The 17,715-nt window shown below is 70.7% G+C and carries 14 protein-coding genes and 1 pseudogene; 8 read left to right on the forward strand and 7 right to left on the reverse strand.

Annotation, left to right across the window (positions count from 1 at the left end; all coding sequences use genetic code 11):
* Positions 1–789: pseudogene (locus ACGF3C_RS10085) on the reverse strand (hypothetical protein); the annotation flags it as partial.
* 598 nt (positions 790–1,387) lie between these two features.
* On the opposite strand from ACGF3C_RS10085, the gene ACGF3C_RS10090 reads away from it, so the two are divergent.
* A complete protein-coding gene (locus ACGF3C_RS10090) occupies positions 1,388–3,166 on the forward strand; it encodes a glycoside hydrolase family 6 protein (RefSeq protein ID WP_393220508.1) in 1,779 nt (592 codons plus the stop codon).
* Positions 3,167–3,292: 126 nt separating this feature from the next.
* Here the strand turns inward: ACGF3C_RS10090 and ACGF3C_RS10095 are convergent, their stop codons facing one another.
* The 5 genes from ACGF3C_RS10095 to ACGF3C_RS10115 form a co-directional block, all read right to left on the reverse strand.
* On the reverse strand, positions 3,293–3,679 hold the full coding sequence (locus tag ACGF3C_RS10095; RefSeq protein ID WP_357224280.1) for a hypothetical protein: 387 nt from the start codon (positions 3,677–3,679) through the stop codon (positions 3,293–3,295).
* 111 nt (positions 3,680–3,790) lie between these two features.
* Complete coding sequence (locus tag ACGF3C_RS10100) at positions 3,791–4,099, reverse strand: hypothetical protein (protein ID WP_355008983.1); 309 nt, start codon at positions 4,097–4,099, stop codon at positions 3,791–3,793.
* A gap of 16 nt (positions 4,100–4,115) precedes the next feature.
* Positions 4,116–5,774 carry a sodium:solute symporter family protein gene (locus ACGF3C_RS10105; protein WP_357224284.1) on the reverse strand — a complete coding sequence of 553 codons (1,659 nt, stop codon included), beginning with the start codon at positions 5,772–5,774 and terminating at the stop codon, positions 4,116–4,118.
* A gap of 187 nt (positions 5,775–5,961) precedes the next feature.
* Complete coding sequence (locus ACGF3C_RS10110; protein ID WP_393220513.1) at positions 5,962–7,035, reverse strand: hypothetical protein; 1,074 nt, start codon at positions 7,033–7,035, stop codon at positions 5,962–5,964.
* An 11-nt stretch (positions 7,036–7,046) separates the two neighbouring features.
* Positions 7,047–7,640 carry a hypothetical protein gene (locus tag ACGF3C_RS10115; RefSeq protein WP_357204252.1) on the reverse strand — a complete coding sequence of 198 codons (594 nt, stop codon included), beginning with the start codon at positions 7,638–7,640 and terminating at the stop codon, positions 7,047–7,049.
* Positions 7,641–7,927: 287 nt separating this feature from the next.
* On the opposite strand from ACGF3C_RS10115, the gene ACGF3C_RS10120 reads away from it, so the two are divergent.
* The 7 genes from ACGF3C_RS10120 to ACGF3C_RS10150 all read left to right on the forward strand — a co-directional run bounded on the left by ACGF3C_RS10120 (position 7,928) and on the right by ACGF3C_RS10150 (position 16,534).
* A complete protein-coding gene (locus ACGF3C_RS10120) occupies positions 7,928–10,411 on the forward strand; it encodes a nitrate- and nitrite sensing domain-containing protein (protein ID WP_393220517.1) in 2,484 nt (827 codons plus the stop codon).
* Positions 10,411–10,833, forward strand: a complete 423-nt coding sequence (locus tag ACGF3C_RS10125; protein WP_357204255.1) for a roadblock/LC7 domain-containing protein — start codon at positions 10,411–10,413, stop codon at positions 10,831–10,833. The genes ACGF3C_RS10120 and ACGF3C_RS10125 overlap by 1 nt, the downstream gene beginning before the upstream one ends.
* Entirely contained in the window at positions 10,823–11,212 is a 390-nt protein-coding gene (locus tag ACGF3C_RS10130; protein ID WP_393220520.1) for a DUF742 domain-containing protein, read from the forward strand. Before ACGF3C_RS10125 ends, ACGF3C_RS10130 begins: the two co-directional genes overlap by 11 nt.
* Positions 11,193–11,795, forward strand: a complete 603-nt coding sequence (locus tag ACGF3C_RS10135; protein WP_355008977.1) for an ATP/GTP-binding protein — start codon at positions 11,193–11,195, stop codon at positions 11,793–11,795. Before ACGF3C_RS10130 ends, ACGF3C_RS10135 begins: the two co-directional genes overlap by 20 nt.
* 87 nt (positions 11,796–11,882) lie before the next feature.
* Positions 11,883–12,920, forward strand: coding sequence for a lactonase family protein (locus ACGF3C_RS10140; protein WP_393220523.1), 1,038 nt, complete (start codon positions 11,883–11,885; stop codon positions 12,918–12,920).
* A gap of 158 nt (positions 12,921–13,078) precedes the next feature.
* Positions 13,079–14,836, forward strand: coding sequence for a substrate-binding domain-containing protein (locus ACGF3C_RS10145; RefSeq protein ID WP_357224304.1), 1,758 nt, complete (start codon positions 13,079–13,081; stop codon positions 14,834–14,836).
* A gap of 216 nt (positions 14,837–15,052) precedes the next feature.
* Entirely contained in the window at positions 15,053–16,534 is a 1,482-nt protein-coding gene (locus tag ACGF3C_RS10150) for a sugar transferase (protein WP_387354612.1), read from the forward strand.
* Positions 16,535–16,541: 7 nt separating this feature from the next.
* Here the strand turns inward: ACGF3C_RS10150 and ACGF3C_RS10155 are convergent, their stop codons facing one another.
* Positions 16,542–17,672, reverse strand: a complete 1,131-nt coding sequence (locus ACGF3C_RS10155) for a PP2C family protein-serine/threonine phosphatase (protein ID WP_357224308.1) — start codon at positions 17,670–17,672, stop codon at positions 16,542–16,544.
* Positions 17,673–17,715: the final 43 nt, after the last annotated feature.

Raw genomic sequence — 17,715 nt, forward strand, 5'->3', positions numbered from 1 at the left:
CGAGCCGTGCTCGTCCTTGTTCTCCCAGCCCTTGTCCGAGCCGTAGTCGGAGCCGTGCTCGTCCTTGTTCTCCCAGCCCTTGTCCGAGCCGTAGTCGGAGCCGTGCTCGTCCTTGTTCTCCCAGCCCTTGTCCGAGCCGTAGTCGGAGCCGTGCTCGTCCTTGTTCTCCCAGCCCTTGTCCGAGCCGTAGTCGGAGCCGTGCTCGTCCTTGTTCTCCCAGCCCTTGTCCGAGCCGTAGTCCGAGCCGTGCTCGTCCTTGGACTCCCAGTCCTTCTTGTCTTCGTCCTTGGAGTCCCAGTCCTTCTTGTCACGGCCTTCTTCGGCGTCCTGGCCGTGCTCCTCGCCCTTCCAGTCCTTGCTGCCCTCGTCGCCGTAGGCGTCGGCGGCAGCGCCGCCACCCTGGCCGCCCTTGCCGTTCTCGTCCTTGCCCTTGTCGTCCTTGCCCTTGTCGTCCTTGCCGTTCTCGTCCTTGCCGTGTTCGTCCTTGCCCTTGTCGTGGTCGGAGGAGTCCTCCTCCTCACGCCACTCGCGGTCCTCGCCCCGGTCTTCGTCCGCCGGCTTGAGCTTGACCTTGCCGGTGACCTTGGACCACACGTACGCGTGCTCCTGCCGATCCGGGCAGATCTCGAGGAGCTTGACCTCGTCGCCAGCCTTGACGACGTGCGGCTTGGCGTAGACCTTGCCGTCGTCGTGGCCGTCGGCGAACGCGATCCCCGGTGCGAACACCAGGAGCGACGCGCCGCCGAGCGCGGCGCCCGCAACGACCTTCCCGAGCATCTTCTTAGCCATGACCTGCGTCACTCCATCCCTGTTGTCCTGAGCTCGGCGACAACCGAGCTAAGACCGACGTTAGACCGTTTCATGACTTATGAAGTGAAAGATTCGCGTTTTACCTTTGATCCAAGTAAGAGGTGAAGGGGTGGTACGCGGCTTTCGCCGCGCTGAGTGTCGTGTCAGGTGTCCCGGGGGCCCCTGGGTGTGCTGAGGTGTTCCGCGCTCCCCGTGCCTGGCCTGCCCGGGCATCCGATAGCTGCGGGTCCGGGCGGCGCGTGCCGGCGCGGCGCGCTCGGAGGTATCGTCCGAAGCGGCTCCGGCAACGCATCGAGCCATTGCCATGGAAGCGCTCCCATGCAAGAATCGGCGAACGCGGTTCTGAGAGCCACACCGTGCAGGCAGGGAGTCGAGGGCACCCGGTTTCACCGGGCGACGCACCCGCCGCCGATCGACCGGCCGACGCATCGGTCGGGCACCACCACCACTATCGCCCGTCCGGGTCGGGCGCCCCCCAAAGAATCCCGTGGCGCCGACGGCCGTCCGTGCAGGACGCCCATCGGGCCGTCCCGCCGGGCCGCACGTGGGCCCGGTCTCGCCCAAGGAGATCAGTGGCATGAATGTGTGGAGAAGGTTAACCGGCCCACGCCGGGCCCTCGCGCTCGCCGGCGCGGGTGCCCTGGTCGCCGGTGGGCTCGTAACGATTCCGGGTACCGCGGCACAGGCCGCGACGCAGTGCGACATCGCGTACACGAGTAACGACTGGCAGGGCGGCTTCACCGCGAACATCACCATCAAGAACGTCGGCGACCCGCTGAACGGCTGGACGCTCGGCTGGACCTTCCCCAACTCCAGCCAGCGGGTGCAGCAGGGCTGGTCGGCCACGTACACCCAGTCCGGCAGCCAGGTCACCGCCCGGAGCATGTCCTACAACGGCACCCTGGCCACCGGCGCGTCGACGAGCATCGGCTTCAACGGCGCGTGGAGCGGCAGCAACCCGAAGCCGACCTCGTTCACCCTCAACGGCGTGGCCTGCAACGGTGGCACCACCCCGCCGACGACGTCCCCGCCGACCGACCCGCCCACCGACCCGCCGACGGACCCGCCCACCGATCCGCCGACCACGCCGCCGCCCGGCACCAAGGTCGACAACCCGTACGTCGGGGTCCGCGGCTACGTGAACCCGGAGTGGAAGGCCAAGGCGGACGCCGAGGCCGGCGGAAGCCGGGTTTCCAACAACCCCACAGCCGTCTGGCTGGACCGGATCGCCGCGATCAACGGCACGCCGAACAGCAGCTCCAACGGCGCCTTCGGGGTGAAGGAGCACCTGGACGAGGCGCTGCGCCAAGGCGCCGGCTACATCCAGTTCGTGATCTACAACCTGCCCGGCCGGGACTGCTCGGCGCTCGCCTCCAACGGTGAGCTGGGTCCGGACGAGCTGCCGAAGTACAAGGCCCAGTACATCGACCCGATCGCCGCGATCCAGAGTCAGTCGAAGTACAGCAGCCTGCGGATCATCAACATCATCGAGATCGACTCGCTGCCGAACCTGGTGACCAACACCTCCGGCCAGCCTGGCGGCACGGTCATGTGCGACACGGTCAAGGCAAACGGCGCCTACGTCAACGGCGTCGGCTACGCCCTGGCCAAGCTGGGCGCGATCGGCAACGTCTACAACTACATCGACTCCGGCCACCACGGCTGGCTCGGTTGGGACAGCAACTTCAACCCGAGCGCCGAAATCCTGAAGACCGCCGCGGTCGCCTCCGGCAGCACGGTCAACAACGTGCACGGATTCATCACCAACACCGCGAACTACTCGGCGCTCCAGGAGCCGTACTTCAAGGTCACCGACAACGTGAACGGCCAGACGGTGCGGCAGTCCAAGTGGGTCGACTGGAACTACTACGTCGACGAGCTGTCGTTCGCCCAGGCGTTCCGGACCAAGCTGGTCTCGTTGGGCTTCAACTCGAACATCGGCATGCTCATCGACACCTCCCGCAACGGTTGGGGCGGCTCCGCCCGACCCACCGGGCCGGGCGCGACGACGAGCGTCGACACGTACGTCAACGGTGGCCGCATCGACCGCCGGGCGCACCTCGGCAACTGGTGCAACCAGGCCGGTGCCGGTCTCGGTGAGCGGCCCCGGGCGAACCCGGCGACGGGCATCGACGCCTACGTCTGGGTGAAGCCGCCGGGCGAGTCGGACGGCTCCAGCAGCGAGATCCCGAACAACGAGGGCAAGGGCTTCGACCGGATGTGTGACCCGACGTACGGCGGCAACGCCCGCAACGGCAACAACCCGTCGGGGGCTCTGGGCAACGCGCCGATCTCCGGTGCCTGGTTCTCCGCCCAGTTCCAGGAGCTCATGCGCAACGCCTACCCGGCGCTCTGATCGGGTAGCTCACGCACCAACCCGCTGCCAGTGGTTGGTGAGGCACTGTTGGCAGCAGGTTCCCCCCGGGTCCCCGGCTCGACCGTCACAGGTCGGGCCGGGGACCCCCCCTTTTTGTCGGCCCGATCAGGGCACTGTGCGTTCGATCGCCGCCTGGCCCTGCTCGGCCAGGTCACGGCGAGCCTTTTCCAGGTTCTCCGGCGTCAGATCCTGCCCGCGGGCCATCACCAGGTCCTCCGGCTCCCAGGGCTGCTCGCCCCCGGTGCGGATGTTGTCCCCGCCGGCACCGGTGCCCGTCCCGGTCGCCCCGGTGCCGGCGGCGTACGGGTCGCCGATCAGTTCGTCGGTGTCGGGTGCGAGGTCGCCCGGTCGACCGCGGGGTTCGGCGAAGCCCGGTGTGTCCCGGTCCGGGCCACCTCCGGTCCGCAGTTGCGGCACGGTGGCGTCATCGTCCACCGCCGAGGCCACCTCGGGGCTGTCCTCCAGCGGCGGTTGGCCATCGCGATCGGTCATGGTGCTGCCTCCTGGGTCCGACACGGTGCCTGATTCCCCCGCGTACCCCTTCGTGCCGGGCTCATGCCGCACCGCCCGGCGGTCGGGGCGGGCCGTGCCAGCGCAGTGCGGTCAGGCGTCGGGCTGCTGCTCGTTCGGCTCCGGCGCCTCCGCTGGGCGCCACCACTGCCAGAGCAGCATGAGCAGACCGAACACGAGCATCGCCAGCCCGGCCCACAGGTTGATCCGTACGCCTTCGGCCTTGTCGATCTCGGCTCGGCTGTCGAAGATGCCGATCAGCGTGACGATGACCCCGTACGCGACGAAGAGGCCACCGATCACCCGGCGGATGTCGAACAACCGGGCCGCGGCCGAGCGCCGCTGCTCCGCCTGTGCCTCGTCGATCAGTGGGTCCTGTGCCGGCTGGCCGTCGTTGCTCATCTGCCGACCCCTTTCCTCAGAAGACCGGGATGTAGAAGAGGGCGGCCAGCGCGACCGCGATCAGACCGAGCAGCACCGGGGAGCGGTACCAGGCGGCGTCCCCGGCGAGCACGTCGCCCTTCAGGTCGACGCCGCCCATGCCGTACACCAACCCGCGCAACTCCTCGTCCCGCTTGGGTGAGGTGAGCGGGGTGACGATCGCGGCGACCACCACCGCCGTGACGAACGCCAGACCGGCACCCCAGAAGCTCTCCTCCAGGTCGGAGTTGAAATCGATCACCCCGCCCTTGTAGAGCAGGTAGAGGCTCAGCGACACCAGGGTGCCCAGCAGCAGCGACCAGAAGCCGGCCAGCGCGGTCATCCGCTTCCAGAACATGCCGATGATGAAGGTGGCGAACAGCGGCGCGTTGAAGACGGAGAAGAGCGCCTGGATGTAGTTCATGATGTTGCTGAACCCGGCCGCGATGAACGCGGTGCCGATCCCGATCACGACGGCGGCGACCGTCGCCCACCGGCCGACGCGCAGGTAGTACTCGTCCGACCGGTCACGGCGGATGTACGCCTGCCAGATGTCATAGGTGAAGACGGTGTTGAAGCCGCTCACATTGGCCGCCATGCCGGCCATGAACGAGGCGAGCAGGCCGGTGACCGCGACCCCGAGCACGCCGTTGGGGAGCAGGTCGCGCATCAGCAGCGGGATGGCGTTGTTGTACTGCAGGTCGCCGCTCTCCGCGCCGAGACCCTTCACCGTGACCAGGGCCACCAGGCCGGGGATGATCGTGACCAGGGGGATGAACAGCTTCGGGTACGCGGCGATGATCGGCGTACGCCGGGCGGCGCTCATGTTCTTGGCCGAGAGGGCCCGCTGCACCTCGGCGAAGTTCGTCGTCCAGTAGCCGAACGACAGCACGAAGCCGAGGCCGAAGACGATGCCGATCCAGTGCGCGCCCAGCGGGTTGGCCGTGCTGCCGGTGTCCTGCCACGCGTGCAGGCCGGCCTCGCCGAGCTTGGTGTCGCCGACCGCGTCCATCAGGCCGTTCCACCCGCCGACCTTGACCAGGCCGATCACGGTGACCGGGATGAGGCCGGCCAGGATGACGAAGAACTGGAGCACCTCGTTGTAGATCGCCCCGGACAGGCCGCCGATGGTGATGTACGCCAGCACGATCGCCGCGCCCACCACGATCGCCGTCCAGAGCGGCCAGCCGAGCAGCGCCTGCATGACGAGCGCCAGCGCGTACAGGTTCACGCCGGCGATCAGCACCTGGGCGACGGCGAAGCTGATCGCGTTGAGCAGGTGGGTGGGGCGGTTGAAGCGCAGCCGCAGGTACTCCGGCACGCTGCGGACCTTGGAGCCGTAGTAGAAGGGCATCATCACGATGCCCAGGAAGACCATCGCCGGGACCGCGCCGATCCAGTAGTAGTGGACCGTCATGACGCCGTACTGGGCCCCGTTGGCGGCCATTCCGATGATCTCCAACGCGCCCAGGTTCGCCGAGACGAAGGCGAGACCGGTCACCCAGGCCGGCAGGGAGCGACCGGAGAGGAAGAAGTCGACGCTGGTCCGGATGGCCCGGCGCGCGGCGAAGCCGACCCCGAGGACGGTGACGAAGTACAGCGCCAGGATCAGGTAGTCCAGGCCGTTCATGTTGAGCCGAAGACCGTCGCCGTCCATCCCGTCACCCCTCGCCCCGACGTACGCGCTGGTTGGTTCGCGCGCGCCCTATTACCCAATCCGCGCGGTTTCACTCCCGGACGTTGCGCCCGGGCGTGTCTGACCCCTTCGGGCGGTCTGGCTGGATCGGTACGCAGAAGGGCGCCCCGGCCGTTTCGGCCGGGGCGCCAGTGTCGGTCTGGTGGACTCAGCGACCGAGTACGCGGTCCAGGAAGTCCCGGTAGTTGCGGACCGCCATCCGCAGTTGCTCGGTGTCGGCCGAGCCGGCGTCCTGCCAACCGCCCAGCGTGTTCTTCTGCGCGGCCAGCGCCGAGGAGAGGGCCTGAATGGCCTCCTCCACCAGCGACTGCGCCTCGCCGGCAGCCGCCTGCGGGTCGTCGACGAAACGCAGCTGCACGTCCCGCCAGCGGTCCCGGAAGCCCTGCGCCGTGTCCGTGTCGAGAAGCGTGGCCGGCTCGGCGGCGACTGTCGACCCGGCGGGTCGGGATGTTCCGGCGGACTCCAGCGTGGTGCTGGTGTCGTCGCCGGGGACCGGTTCGCCGTCCGCGTCCGGGTCGACCATCTCCGGTGTCGCGCTGCCGTAGCCGGCCGCGCCCGCCGTCGCGGCGTCCCGGTCGCCGGTCAGGTCGCCGCGCCGCTCAGGGTCGCCGTCAGTGCTCCCCGGCGCGACGACGGTGCGCGCGGACGTGTCCGAGTCGGCGCGGTCGTCCAGGTCGGTGCGGTCGTCGACGTCCGCGCTGTCGTCGACGTACGCGTCGCGGCGGTGCAGCTCGGCGGTGGGGTCGGCGCGCAGGCCCTCCCGCTCACCGTCCTCGGCGCCGTCGCCCGGCTGGGCGGTCCGTTCGGCCCTCGGGTCCGGCTGATCCTGCGGGTGCGGGCTGGCCAGTGCGGAGGCGGCCACCGCGTCGGCCACCGTGGTGGCGCCGAACGTCGTCGGCAGCGGCCCCGGCTCGTGGAAACCGCCCTCGTCGGTGGACCGGCCGTCGCGCCGGTGGCGCGGGTCGGAGTCGTCGGTCAGCTCATCGTCGGCCGGGTCGTACGCGGCCTCCCGGTCGGTGTCGTCGTCGTACGCGGCGTCCCGGTCGGTGTCGTCGGCCCGCTCGTGGGCGGCGGTCTGGTCGTCGAAGGTGCCCCGGTCGTCGAGGGCGTCCTCCGGGACGTCGGAGCGGTCGGCCCGGTCGTCGGCCGGGGGTACCGGCACGGGCGCGGAGCGGACGGCCTCCGGGTGGTCGTTGCTCACCTGCTGCTCTTCCTGGCGCATCGGTGGCCTCCTCAGCGGCTCGTGGCGTCGTGGTCCGGGTGGTGGCGCTGTTCGGGCGTGCGGTGGCCGACCGGCTCCTCGCCCAGCAGGTCGGCGAAGAGTGCGCGGTAGTGCACGACCGCCTGCCGCAGCTCCTCGGTGCTGGCCTCGCCCCGGGAGTTGCGCAGGTGGATCTCGTGCGCGTCCCGGTAGTTGGTCAGAGTGCGGGCGTGCTCGACGGAGAGATGGGCGATCTGGTCGGAGAAGTCACCGGTCGGGTAGCCCTGCTCCTCGATGAGCCGGGTGACCAGTTCGTCCGCGTCGCCCACCGTCTCGCCGGGGGAGTCGATGAAGCGGACCTGGAGTTCCTCCCAGGCCGCGGCGTAGCGAGCGCGGGACTCCGGGGTGAGTGGGGTGAGCGTGAGCTCGGCATGCCGGCGTTCCCGGTCGCGCAGTTCGCGCTCCGCGGCGGACCGGCTGTCCTGTTCCGCCACCACCCGGTCGTACTCCGGGCCGAACCGGTTGCGCAGGGCCCGGCGGTTGTTGAGCGAGCGGGCGGCCACGGCCAGCACCGCGACGATCACCAGCACGACGAGCACGATGACGACTATCTGCGTGGGCGACATGGGCTCCTCCTTCGCCCTCTGCTATTCCCTCCGCGCAGTGATCGCCAATCCCGATCCGAGACACTTTCCTGACGAGGGGCGCAACCACTCACCGGCCGAGACCTGATTCATCCCGGAAGCGGCGCTTGGGCGGTGACGACACGGGCGGTAGTGAAACAGCCTCCGATTACGTATCCTGCCCAAGGCGCCCGCGCCGGTGCCCGGCGACGCGGCCGGGCGCGCAGCCGGCAGGCGCGGTGCCCGGCGGTGCCGGCACCCCTCCTGCCACCCTGTACGGGCGAGGTCTGATGAAAACCCGCGACTGGCCGATCCGCTCGAAGCTGACCGCGTTGGTCGTCGCGCCGGTGACCGCGCTCCTGGCGCTGTGGATCTTCGCGACCACGCTGACCTTCGGTCCCGCCCTGAACCTTCTCTCCGCCCGCACCCTGTTGTACGACCTGGGTCGCCCCGGCGAGACGGTGGTCACCGAGCTGCAACGGGAACGCCGACTCTCGGTGGTGCAGCTCGCCGGCGACACCGAGTTGCCCGCCCTCGCCGAGCAGCGCGGGCGCACCGACCGGGCGGTCGCCGAGCTGCGCCGCCGGGTGGACGGGGAACCGCTGCGCGACGCCGCTGACGACCTGCTGGAAACCCGGGTCGACCAGCTGGTCAACTCCCTGGCGGCGCTACCCGACGGACGGAGGTTCATCGACGAGCGCAAGGTGGACCGGGCCGGTGCGATCGGCCTCTACAGCGGCATGGTCGCCGCGGCCTTCCAGGCGTTCGCCGGCATGGCGACCCTCACCGACCCGGCCATCAACCGGCAGGCGTTGGCGCTCACCGCGCTGGGTCGGTCCCGGGAACTGCTCGGCCAGAGCGACGCGCTGCTGGCCGGCGCGCTGACCGCCGGACGGTTCGCCGAGGGGGAGCACACGCAGCTCGTCCAGGCCATCGGCAACCAACGGTGGCTCACCGAGAGCGCCGTGGCAGACCTGCCCGAGAGCAGCCGGGTCGCGTACCAACGGTTGACCGAGAGCGAGGCGTTCACCCGGCTTCGCAGCATGCAGGACGCGCTGGTCGTGCCCAACCGGTCCGGCCGGCCGACTGTCGACGCCGCGGCATGGCAGGCCAGCCAGGACGCGGTACAGCAGCAGTTGCGGGACTTCGAACTGTCCGAGGCCGACGCTCTCGCCGACCGTTCGGTGCCGATGGCGGTCCGCATCCTGGTGCGGCTGGCCGCCGCCGGCGTACTCGGGCTCGTCGCAGTCGTCGTCTCGGTGCTGGTGGCGCTGCGGGTCGGCCGCACCCTGGTCCGCCGGCTCAGCGGCGTCCGCACCGCAGCGCTGGAGCTGGCCGAGCACCGGCTGCCCGACGTGGTCGCCCGGCTGCGCCGTGGCGAGCAGGTCGACGTCGCCCGGGAGGCACCACCACTGGAGTACGGCCACGACGAGATCGGCGAGGTCGGGCGCGCCTTCACCGAGGTGCAGCGCACCGCCGTCCAGGCCGCGGTGGACGAGGTCACCCTGCGTCGCGGGCTCAACGAGGTCTTCCTCAACATCGCCCGACGCAGCCAGAGCCTGGTGCACCGTCAGTTGCACCTGCTGGACCGGATGGAGCGGCGTAGCGAGGACCCGGACGAGCTGGCCGAGCTGTTCCAGGTCGACCACCTGGCCACCCGGCTGCGCCGGCACGCCGAGGATCTGGTCATCCTCGCCGGCTCCGCGCCCGGTCGGGGTTGGCGGAACCCGGTCGCGATGGTCGACGTGATCCGTGGCGCAATCTCCGAGGTCGAGGCGTACGAACGGGTGGACGTCAAGGCCGTGCAGCCGGCCGGCGTGCTGGGGCGGGCGGTCGGCGACGTCATCCACCTGCTCGCCGAGCTGTTCGAGAACGCCACCGCCTTCTCCCCGCCGGACACCCGGGTCACCGTCACCGGCGCGCAGGTTGCCGACGGGTACGCCCTGGAGATCACCGATCAGGGGCTGGGCATGTCCGCCGCGGCACTGGAGACCGCCAACACCCGACTGGCCAGCTCGCCCGAGTTCGACCCGGCGCAGAGCGCCCGACTCGGCCTGTTCGTGGTGGCCCGGCTGGCGGCCCGGCACGGCGTACGGGTGCTGTTGCGCCCATCCGGGGAAGGGGGCGTGACCGCCGTGGTGCTGGTCCCCGGCGACCTGGTCACCACCGAGCCGCCGGCCGGCCCCGACCCCGCCACGCTCGACACCGCGTCGGCCGACCCGAGCCGGCGGCTGGCCCGGACGGCGCGCCGGGGCGCCGTGACCCGCCCCCGTACCCGCCCGCCGACGGCCCCGTCCGCCAGCACGGCCCCGCCCGCCGGAGCGCCGACCTCTACCGTCGCGCCCGCCGATGGGCTCGTCGAGGGGTCGGCCACCCCCGACGAGCCGGACGACGAGCTGGATGGTCTGCCCCGCCGGGTGCGACGTCGTACCCCCGCCGCCCAGCCCCGCTCGACCGTCACCGACATGCCGTCGCCCCGCTCGCCGGAGGAGGTCCGCCAGGTGATGGCGGCGCTCCAGGCCGGCACGGCGCGCGGACGCGCCACCGCCATCACCCCGCCAGCGCCGACCGGCCCGGCTGCGTCGACCGGCCCGGCTGCGCCGACCGGCCCGCCAGCGCCGACCGGCCCGGCTGCGTCGACCGGCCCGGCTGCGTCGACCGGCCCGGCTGCGCCGACCGGCCCGCCAGCGCCGACCGGCCCGGCGGTCCAGGCGGCCCCCACCGACCCGCCGACGACCCCCGAACCCCCGACCGCGACTGAGAGGGACGCCTAGTGCCGCATTCGACGAAGCAGAGCGCCGGCCTGGACTGGTTGCTCGACGAACTGGTGCAACGGGTACCCGCCGCCCGCGAGGCGGTGGTGCTCTCCGCCGACGGCCTGCTGCTCGGCTGCTCGGCCGAGCTGGAGCGCTCCGACGCCGAGCACCTCTGTGCGCTCGCCGCCGGCTTCTCCAGCCTCGCCCGAGGCGCCAGCCGGCACGTGGACGGCGGCCCGGTCCGGCAGACAGTGGTGGAGATGGAGGAGGCGTACCTCTTCGTCACCGCCGCCGGGCAGGGTGCCTGCCTGGCCGTGGTGAGCGACGCCGACGCGGACATCGGGCTGGTCGCGTACGAGATGGCGATGCTGGTGATCCGCGTGGGGGAGAGCCTCGCCGCGCCGGCCCGATCGGCGGCGGGTGCCGGAGATGCGGACTGAACCGCCCGGGCCGCAGCACGAGTGGCTGGACGGTGAAGCCGGCCCGGTGATGCGCCCGTACACCCTCACCGGAGGCCGAGTACGCCCCGCCGTCGACGGATTCAACCTGGTCGCGTTCGTGTTGGCCGGTTCGGACGTCGACGCGACAAGCCTTTCGCATCTGCTGCCGGAGCATCGACGGCTGGTCACGTTGGCCCACCGGCCGGTGTCGGTGGCCGAACTGGCAGCCGAGCTGGACCTCGCGGTCGGCGTGGTCCGGGTACTGCTCGGTGATCTGCTCGCCGAGGGCCTGGTCGCGGTGCACGAGCCGCCGGCCGCCGGCATCCTTCCCGACGTCGACATCCTCAAGGCGGTGGTCAGTGGACTCCGTGCGCTATGACCAGGTGGGCACCAGCACCACCATCCCGCTGGCACTGAAGATCCTCATCGCGGGAGGCTTCGGAGCTGGCAAGACGACCTTGGTGAGCGCCCTGAGCGAGGTCCGTCCGTTGCAGACCGAGGAGGTGCTCACCGGTGCCGGGATCGGCACCGACGACCTCTCCGGCGTGGAGGGCAAGTCCACCACCACTGTGGCGATGGACTTCGGCCGCATCACCATCAACGAGGACCTTCAGGTCTACCTGTTCGGCACGCCGGGCCAGGACCGGTTCTGGTTCCTCTGGGACGAGCTGGCCTTCGGTGCGCTCGGCGCCGTGGTGCTCGCCGACACCCGGCGGTTGGCCGACTGCTTCCCCTCCATCGACTACTTCGAGCAGCGGGGAATCCCGTTCGTGGTGGGCGTGAACTGTTTCGACGACTCCCGCCGGTTCAACCTGGAGACCGTACGCCGAGCGCTCGACCTGGACCCGGACGTACCGATGGTGCTCTGCGACGCCCGGGACCGGCAGTCCGGGAAGATGGTTCTGATCTCTCTGGTGGAGCACGTCGCCCGACAGCGCGGTGAGCCGGTGCCGGCGGCCTGAGATCCGGGCCGGAAAGCTGGTTAACGGGCGGGCAACGCGGGCAGCCTCTGGTTGGATCAACGAAGGTTGCCGGCGGAGGAGTTGGGCGTGAGCGGTCAGGGTGAGGTCGTCCACATCGGGGGTTACACCGCGCAGAGCGGCGGGCGGGGCAGCGGCATCGTCGCCGCGCGTCGTGACCCGAGGACCGGGGCGCTGACCCCGCTCGGCACTGTGGCGGTCACCCCGTCCCCCTCGTTCCTGGTCCGGCACCCCACCCAGCCGGTGCTCTACGCGGTCAACGAGCTGACGGACGGCGAGATCAGCGCCTGGCAGGTGGGTGCGGACGGCGCGCTGGACCCGCTCGGCAGTCGGTCGACCGGCGGCGCGGAGCCCTGCCACCTGGCGGTGCTGCCCGGTGGCGGTCACCTGCTGGCGGCCAACTACGGCAGCGGCAGCATCGCGGTGTTTCCGCTCGACCCGCAGGGCGTGCCCGGCGAGCGCACCGACCTGGTGGTGCACAAGGGGCACGGCCCCGACCCGGAGCGCCAGGACCACGCCCACGCCCACATGGTCTCGCCCGGTGCGGGCCAGGGGCCGATCTTCGGCGTGGATCTCGGCACCGACTCGGTCTACCGGTACGACCTGGACGAGGCGACCGGACGACTGGTGCCGCGTGCGCCCCGGGTGCGTACGAAGCCCGGAACCGGCCCCCGACACCTGGCCCGGCACCCCGACGGACGGCGCTGCTACGTCGTCGGTGAGCTGGACGCCTCGGTCACCGCCTACGAGCTGACCGACGACGGCGCGTTGCACCAGCGCGGGCGGGTCGAGGCGAGCGGGCGCGCCGGTCACGTCCAGCCGTCGGAGGTCGCGGTCGCCCCGGACGGCCGGTTCCTCTACGTCGCCAACCGTGGGGTGGGGACGCTGGCGGTCTTCGCACTGGCCGGGGAGTTGCCCGAACTGGTGGCCGAAGTGGACACCGGCGGGGAGTGGCCCCGGCACTTCGCTCTGATCGGGGAGCACCTCTACGTCGCCGACGAGCGGGCGGACATGGTGCGGGTGTTCCGTCGCGATGCCGACACCGGCGTCCTGGAGGCGGCCGGCGAGCCGGTGCCGGTGCCGAGCCCGACGTGCGTGCTGCCCTGAACGCTCGCTAAATAGACGTGAGGGTGGCACTGGTTTGGCAACGCCGCGAGGCTGACCCGTCACTCTGTGTTGCAAAAAAGTGGTCAACTGTTTCTCCTCCGTAACTTTAGTCCGAACGGATGTGGCAGAGACGGCACCTAGTACGCAAGATGGTCACCGTGTCAGCAGGCCGCCATCGCATGCGTTCGAAACTCCACCTAGCCGCCGCCGCCGCAACGGCGGGTGTGCTCGTCGTGACGACGGGCGCGTGGTTCGGTTACCAGGAGTTGATCCAGCCCAGCTGCTCGGGAGAGATCCGACTAGCCGTGGCGGTCGCCTCCGAACTCGCGCCAGCGGTGGACGCCGCCGCGTCCCAGTGGGTGAAGGACGGCGCAGCGGTGGGCCCGACCTGCATTCGCGTCGACGTGTCCGCGTCCGACCCGGTCGACGTGGCGGCCGTGGTGGCGGCCAAGCACGGGGCCCTGCTGGCCGGTGTGGGGCAGGCCAGTGGCACCGCCGTCAGCCCGGACGTCTGGGTGCCCGACTCCTCGACCTGGCTGCTGCGGCTGAAGAAGGACGCGACGGCGTTCGCTCCGACCAACGGCCAGTCCATCGCGCGCAGCCCGATCGTCGTCGCGATGCCCGAGCCGATCGCCACCCGACTGGGCTGGCCGGACAAGAAGTTCAACTGGACCGACCTGCTCAAGCAGGTCAACAACACCAGCTCTCCGCTGCGGACCGGGATCGTCGAGCCGACCCGCGACGCTGCGGGTCTGTCCGGTCTGCTCTCGCTGACCGCCGCGGCGAACGGCGCCGGCGGCGACGCCCAGCGCAACACCGTCGGAGCGCTCCGCGCACTGGCCACCGGGCGTTCCTCGCTCCGCAACGACCTGCTGGCCCGCTTCCCCACGGCCAACGACTCGACGTCCATCGCGAGCGGTCTCGGCGCGGCGGCTCTGTCCGAAGAAGACGTGATCGCGTACAACAGCAAGAAGCCGCCGGTGCCGCTGGCCGCGCTCTACATGGAGCCGGCGCCGATGCCGCTGGACTACCCGTACGCGGTGCTGCCCGGCATCGAGCCGAGCAAGGCGTCGGCGGCCAAGGTGCTGTACGAGCTGCTCACCAGCCCGACCTTCCGTAACCGGCTCGCCGCGCAGTCGCTGCGCGCGCCGGACGGCAACTGGGGCGATGGTTTCAAGGCGCCACAGGGTGCTCCGAGCCCGTCCGGCGGCGCGCCGACCGCACCGGCGAACGGCGGCACCGCGGCGGGTGGCCTCGACCCGGCCGCCATCCAGCGGGTCGTCTCCAGCTGGTCGATCGCCACCCAGTCCGGTCGGATGCTCGCCGTCATCGACGTCTCCGGCTCGATGAAGGACCCGGTGCCCAGCGCCAACAATCGCAGCCGGGAAGAGGTGACCGTCGACGCGGCCCGTCGCGGCCTCGGCCTCTTCGACGACTCCTGGTCGATCGGCCTGTGGACCTTCTCCACCAAGCTCGTCGGCAACCGGGACTACCGGGAGCTGGTCCCGATCGGGCCGCTCTCCGGTCAGCGGGCCCAGTTGGAGGGCGCCCTCGCCACCGTCAAGCCTTCCAGCGGTGACACCGGCCTCTACGACACCATGCTGGCCGCGTACCAGGCGGTGCAGGAGAACTGGCAGCCCGGCCGGGTCAACTCGATCGTGCTGTTCACCGACGGCAAGAACGAGGACGACAACGGCCTCAACCAGCAGCAGTTGCTCAGCAAGCTCAAGCAGATCGCCGATCCGGAGCGGCCGGTCCAGGTCATCATGATCGGTATCGGCGAGGGCGTCAGCAAGGCAGAGCTGGAGTCGATCACCAAGGTGACCGGTGGCGACGTCTTCGTTACGAAGGATCCGAGCGAGATCGGCAGCATCTTCCTCAGCGCCATCGCACGGCGTCCGCCAGCGCCGCGCTGATCCGACGCTCAGACGTCCAGGGGCCTGCCGTACCGTCGATTCGGTGTGGCAGGCCCCTTTTCGGCCACCAGGTTGTTGAAGAAAAGTGACGGCAATACGTCGGAAGCAATCGGCAGTCATAGTTGTCAAGGCAGGATGTCGACTGTTCCGGCATAGTCGGTCCGCCTCCGGACCGACCCGTCGGCCGGGGCCATCCTGTACAGAGTGGGAGGGCCGGTGAGCGTGGCGACACTGTTGACCCCCGCCACGTCGGCGGAGCCGGACGATCGACGCGCCGGTTTGGTGGCGCGCGCCGACGAAAGGTCCTACGTCCGGGTTCTGGTGGTGCTGGACACCACCATCCTCATCATCGCGCTGCTGATCGGGTACGTCGCCCGTTTCGGTGACGACGAGCCGACCGGCTCGGAGATCCCGTACGTGCTGGTCGCCCCCGGATTGGTGCTGGCCTGGCTGATCTCGCTCAAGGCGCTCGGCTGCTACGACGACCGGGTGATCGGCTACGGGGCCGACGAGTACCGGCGGGTCAGCTCAGCCAGCCTGCGCCTGGCCGGGGCGATCGCCATCATCGGCTACATCGCCGATGTCGGCGTCTCCCGGGGTTTCCTGGGCATCTCCTTCGCGGTGGGCACCGTCGGGCTGGAGGTGGCGCGGTTCGCCGCCCGTAAGCGGCTGCACCGGGCCCGCTCGCTGGGTGCCGGCTGGTCCCGCAAGGTGCTGGTGGTCGGCGACACCGCTCACGTGTTGGAGTTGGTCCACACGCTGCGCCGCGAGCCGTACGCCGGCTACCAGGTGGTGGGCGCCTGCATCCCGGACGCGCTGCTCGCGCCGGTGGCGCAGCGGCTGGGTGACGTGCCGGTGGTGGGGTCCTTCCGGGGCATCCCGGAGGCCGCCACCGCCATCGGCGCGGACACGGTCGCGGTGACCGCCTCCGGTGAGCTGACCGCGGCCCGGCTGCGCCGCCTCGGCTGGCAGTTGGAGGGGACCGGCATCGACCTGGTCGTGGCACCCGCGCTGACCGACGTCGCCGGCCCGCGCATCCACACCCGCCCGGTCGCCGGCCTGCCGCTGATCCACGTCGAGGCGCCCGAGTTCCGCGGGGTGCGCAAGCTGGTGAAGGGTTTCGTCGACCGGTCCGTCTCGTCGTTGGCGCTGGCGGTGCTGCTGCCGCTGATCGCGTTCATCGCGCTGGCCATCAAACTGGACAGCCGGGGCCCGGTGCTGTTCCGGCAGGTCCGGGTCGGTCGGGGCGGGCAGGAGTTCGGCGTGTTCAAGTTCCGCACCATGGTGGTGAACGCGGACGCGCTGCTCGCCGAGCTGACCGCGCGCAACGAGACCGACGGCCTGATGTTCAAGATGCGCCAGGACCCCCGGGTGACCCGCGTCGGCCGGCTGCTGCGCAAATGGTCACTGGACGAGCTGCCGCAGCTGGTCAACGTGCTGCTGGGGCAGATGAGCCTGGTCGGGCCCCGCCCGCCGCTGCCCTCGGAGGTGGCCCGTTACGACGGTGACGTGGCCCGACGGCTGCTGGTCAAGCCCGGAATGACCGGCCTGTGGCAGGTCAGTGGCCGCTCCGACCTGAGCTGGGAGGACGGCATCCGGCTGGACCTCTACTACGTGGAGAACTGGTCCCTCGCCGCCGACCTCACCATCCTCTGGAAGACCTTCGGCGCGGTGCTGAACGGCCGCGGCGCGTACTGACCACCGGTCACGGCTGCGGGCCGGTCCAGTCCAGGCAGACGACCACCGCGTCGTCGACCAGGTCACCCGACACGAACGCGCGCAGATCACCGATCAGCGACCGGACGGCGTCCAGGGGGGCCATCGGCCCGGTCCGGCGCAGGAACCGGTCCAGCGCCGTCTCGCCGTAGCGCATGTGCTGACCGGTGGCCTCCACCACCCCGTCGCTGACCACGAAGACCCGGTCGCCGCGCTGCAGCGGGAACTTCTGCTCGTGGTAGTCGGTCGCCTCGAACATGCCCAGCGGGAACTGCGCCTCCAGCGGCTGCTCGGTGACGTCCCCGTCGCGGAGCAGGACCAGCCGGGGTGAGCCGGCGTCCACCACTGTCATCATCCCGGAGCGAAGGTCCAACTCCATCAGCAACGCGGAGAGGTGCTGCTCGCCCCGGTACAGGTCGTAGATGGCCTGGTCGGCGAGGGCGGCCTGGTCGGCCAGGCTCAGCCCGGCCCGACGCGCGTTGCGCAGCGCGTGGGTGGCCAGCGAGGTGAGCAGCGACGCGGCCACCCCCTCACCGGTGCCGTTGATCGTGGACAACCAGACCCGTTCCCCGTCGTCGGACCAGTCGAAGCTGTCGCCGCGCACGGCGTACGCCGGCTCCAACTGCCCGGCCAGGCTGAACGAGGGTCGGATCCGGCTGCGGCCGGGGAGCAGGTCCCACTGCATCTCGGCGGCCAGGGTGAGGCGTTGGGTGCGCTTGGCCGCCAGATAGACGTCGGTGCCGGCGGAGACCGCCGCCACCTCGTGGGCGAGCGCGGTGGCGATCTCGGCCAGCGCGGCGACGACGTCCTGGTCGTCCGGAACGGGTGACAGGCGCAGCACCCCTCGGCGTTCGCCACGCATGGTGACCGGGATCCAGGCAGTGCCGTCGGCCAGTATCGGCGACTGGTGGTCGAAGGCGCGCCAGGCGGGGTGCCCGGGGCTGGTGATCGAGTCGTCGTCGCCGAGTGGCAGCAGCTCCGCGATCCGGTAGTCGATCTGGTAGAGCTCGACGTCGGTGATCCCGTACGACTGGGCGAGCACGTCCCCGATGCCACCGACGAGCCGGTCAGCTGGTGTCTCGTTCAGGGCACGTCGTGCCCGATTGACCGGTTCGCTCATCGTCAGTCCTTCACTGAAAGCTCGACCACCAGGAGGTTCGGAG

This window comes from Micromonospora sp. NPDC047762, assembly GCF_043204655.1.
GTDB lineage: Bacteria > Actinomycetota > Actinomycetes > Mycobacteriales > Micromonosporaceae > Micromonospora.

Excerpts from the sequence above, each read along its gene's own strand:
- ACGF3C_RS10115 (WP_357204252.1), bottom strand. The coding sequence starts at position 7,640 with ATGTCGCCCACGCAGATAGTCGTCATCGTGCTCGTCGTGCTGGTGATC.
- ACGF3C_RS10105 (WP_357224284.1), bottom strand. The coding sequence starts at position 5,774 with ATGGACGGCGACGGTCTTCGGCTCAACATGAACGGCCTGGACTACCTG.
- ACGF3C_RS10095 (WP_357224280.1), bottom strand. The coding sequence starts at position 3,679 with ATGACCGATCGCGATGGCCAACCGCCGCTGGAGGACAGCCCCGAGGTG.
- ACGF3C_RS10130 (WP_393220520.1), top strand. The coding sequence starts at position 10,823 with ATGCGGACTGAACCGCCCGGGCCGCAGCACGAGTGGCTGGACGGTGAA.
- ACGF3C_RS10120 (WP_393220517.1), top strand. The coding sequence starts at position 7,928 with ATGAAAACCCGCGACTGGCCGATCCGCTCGAAGCTGACCGCGTTGGTC.
- ACGF3C_RS10155 (WP_357224308.1), bottom strand. The coding sequence starts at position 17,672 with ATGAGCGAACCGGTCAATCGGGCACGACGTGCCCTGAACGAGACACCA.
- ACGF3C_RS10110 (WP_393220513.1), bottom strand. The coding sequence starts at position 7,035 with ATGCGCCAGGAAGAGCAGCAGGTGAGCAACGACCACCCGGAGGCCGTC.
- ACGF3C_RS10090 (WP_393220508.1), top strand. The coding sequence starts at position 1,388 with ATGAATGTGTGGAGAAGGTTAACCGGCCCACGCCGGGCCCTCGCGCTC.
- ACGF3C_RS10100 (WP_355008983.1), bottom strand. The coding sequence starts at position 4,099 with ATGAGCAACGACGGCCAGCCGGCACAGGACCCACTGATCGACGAGGCA.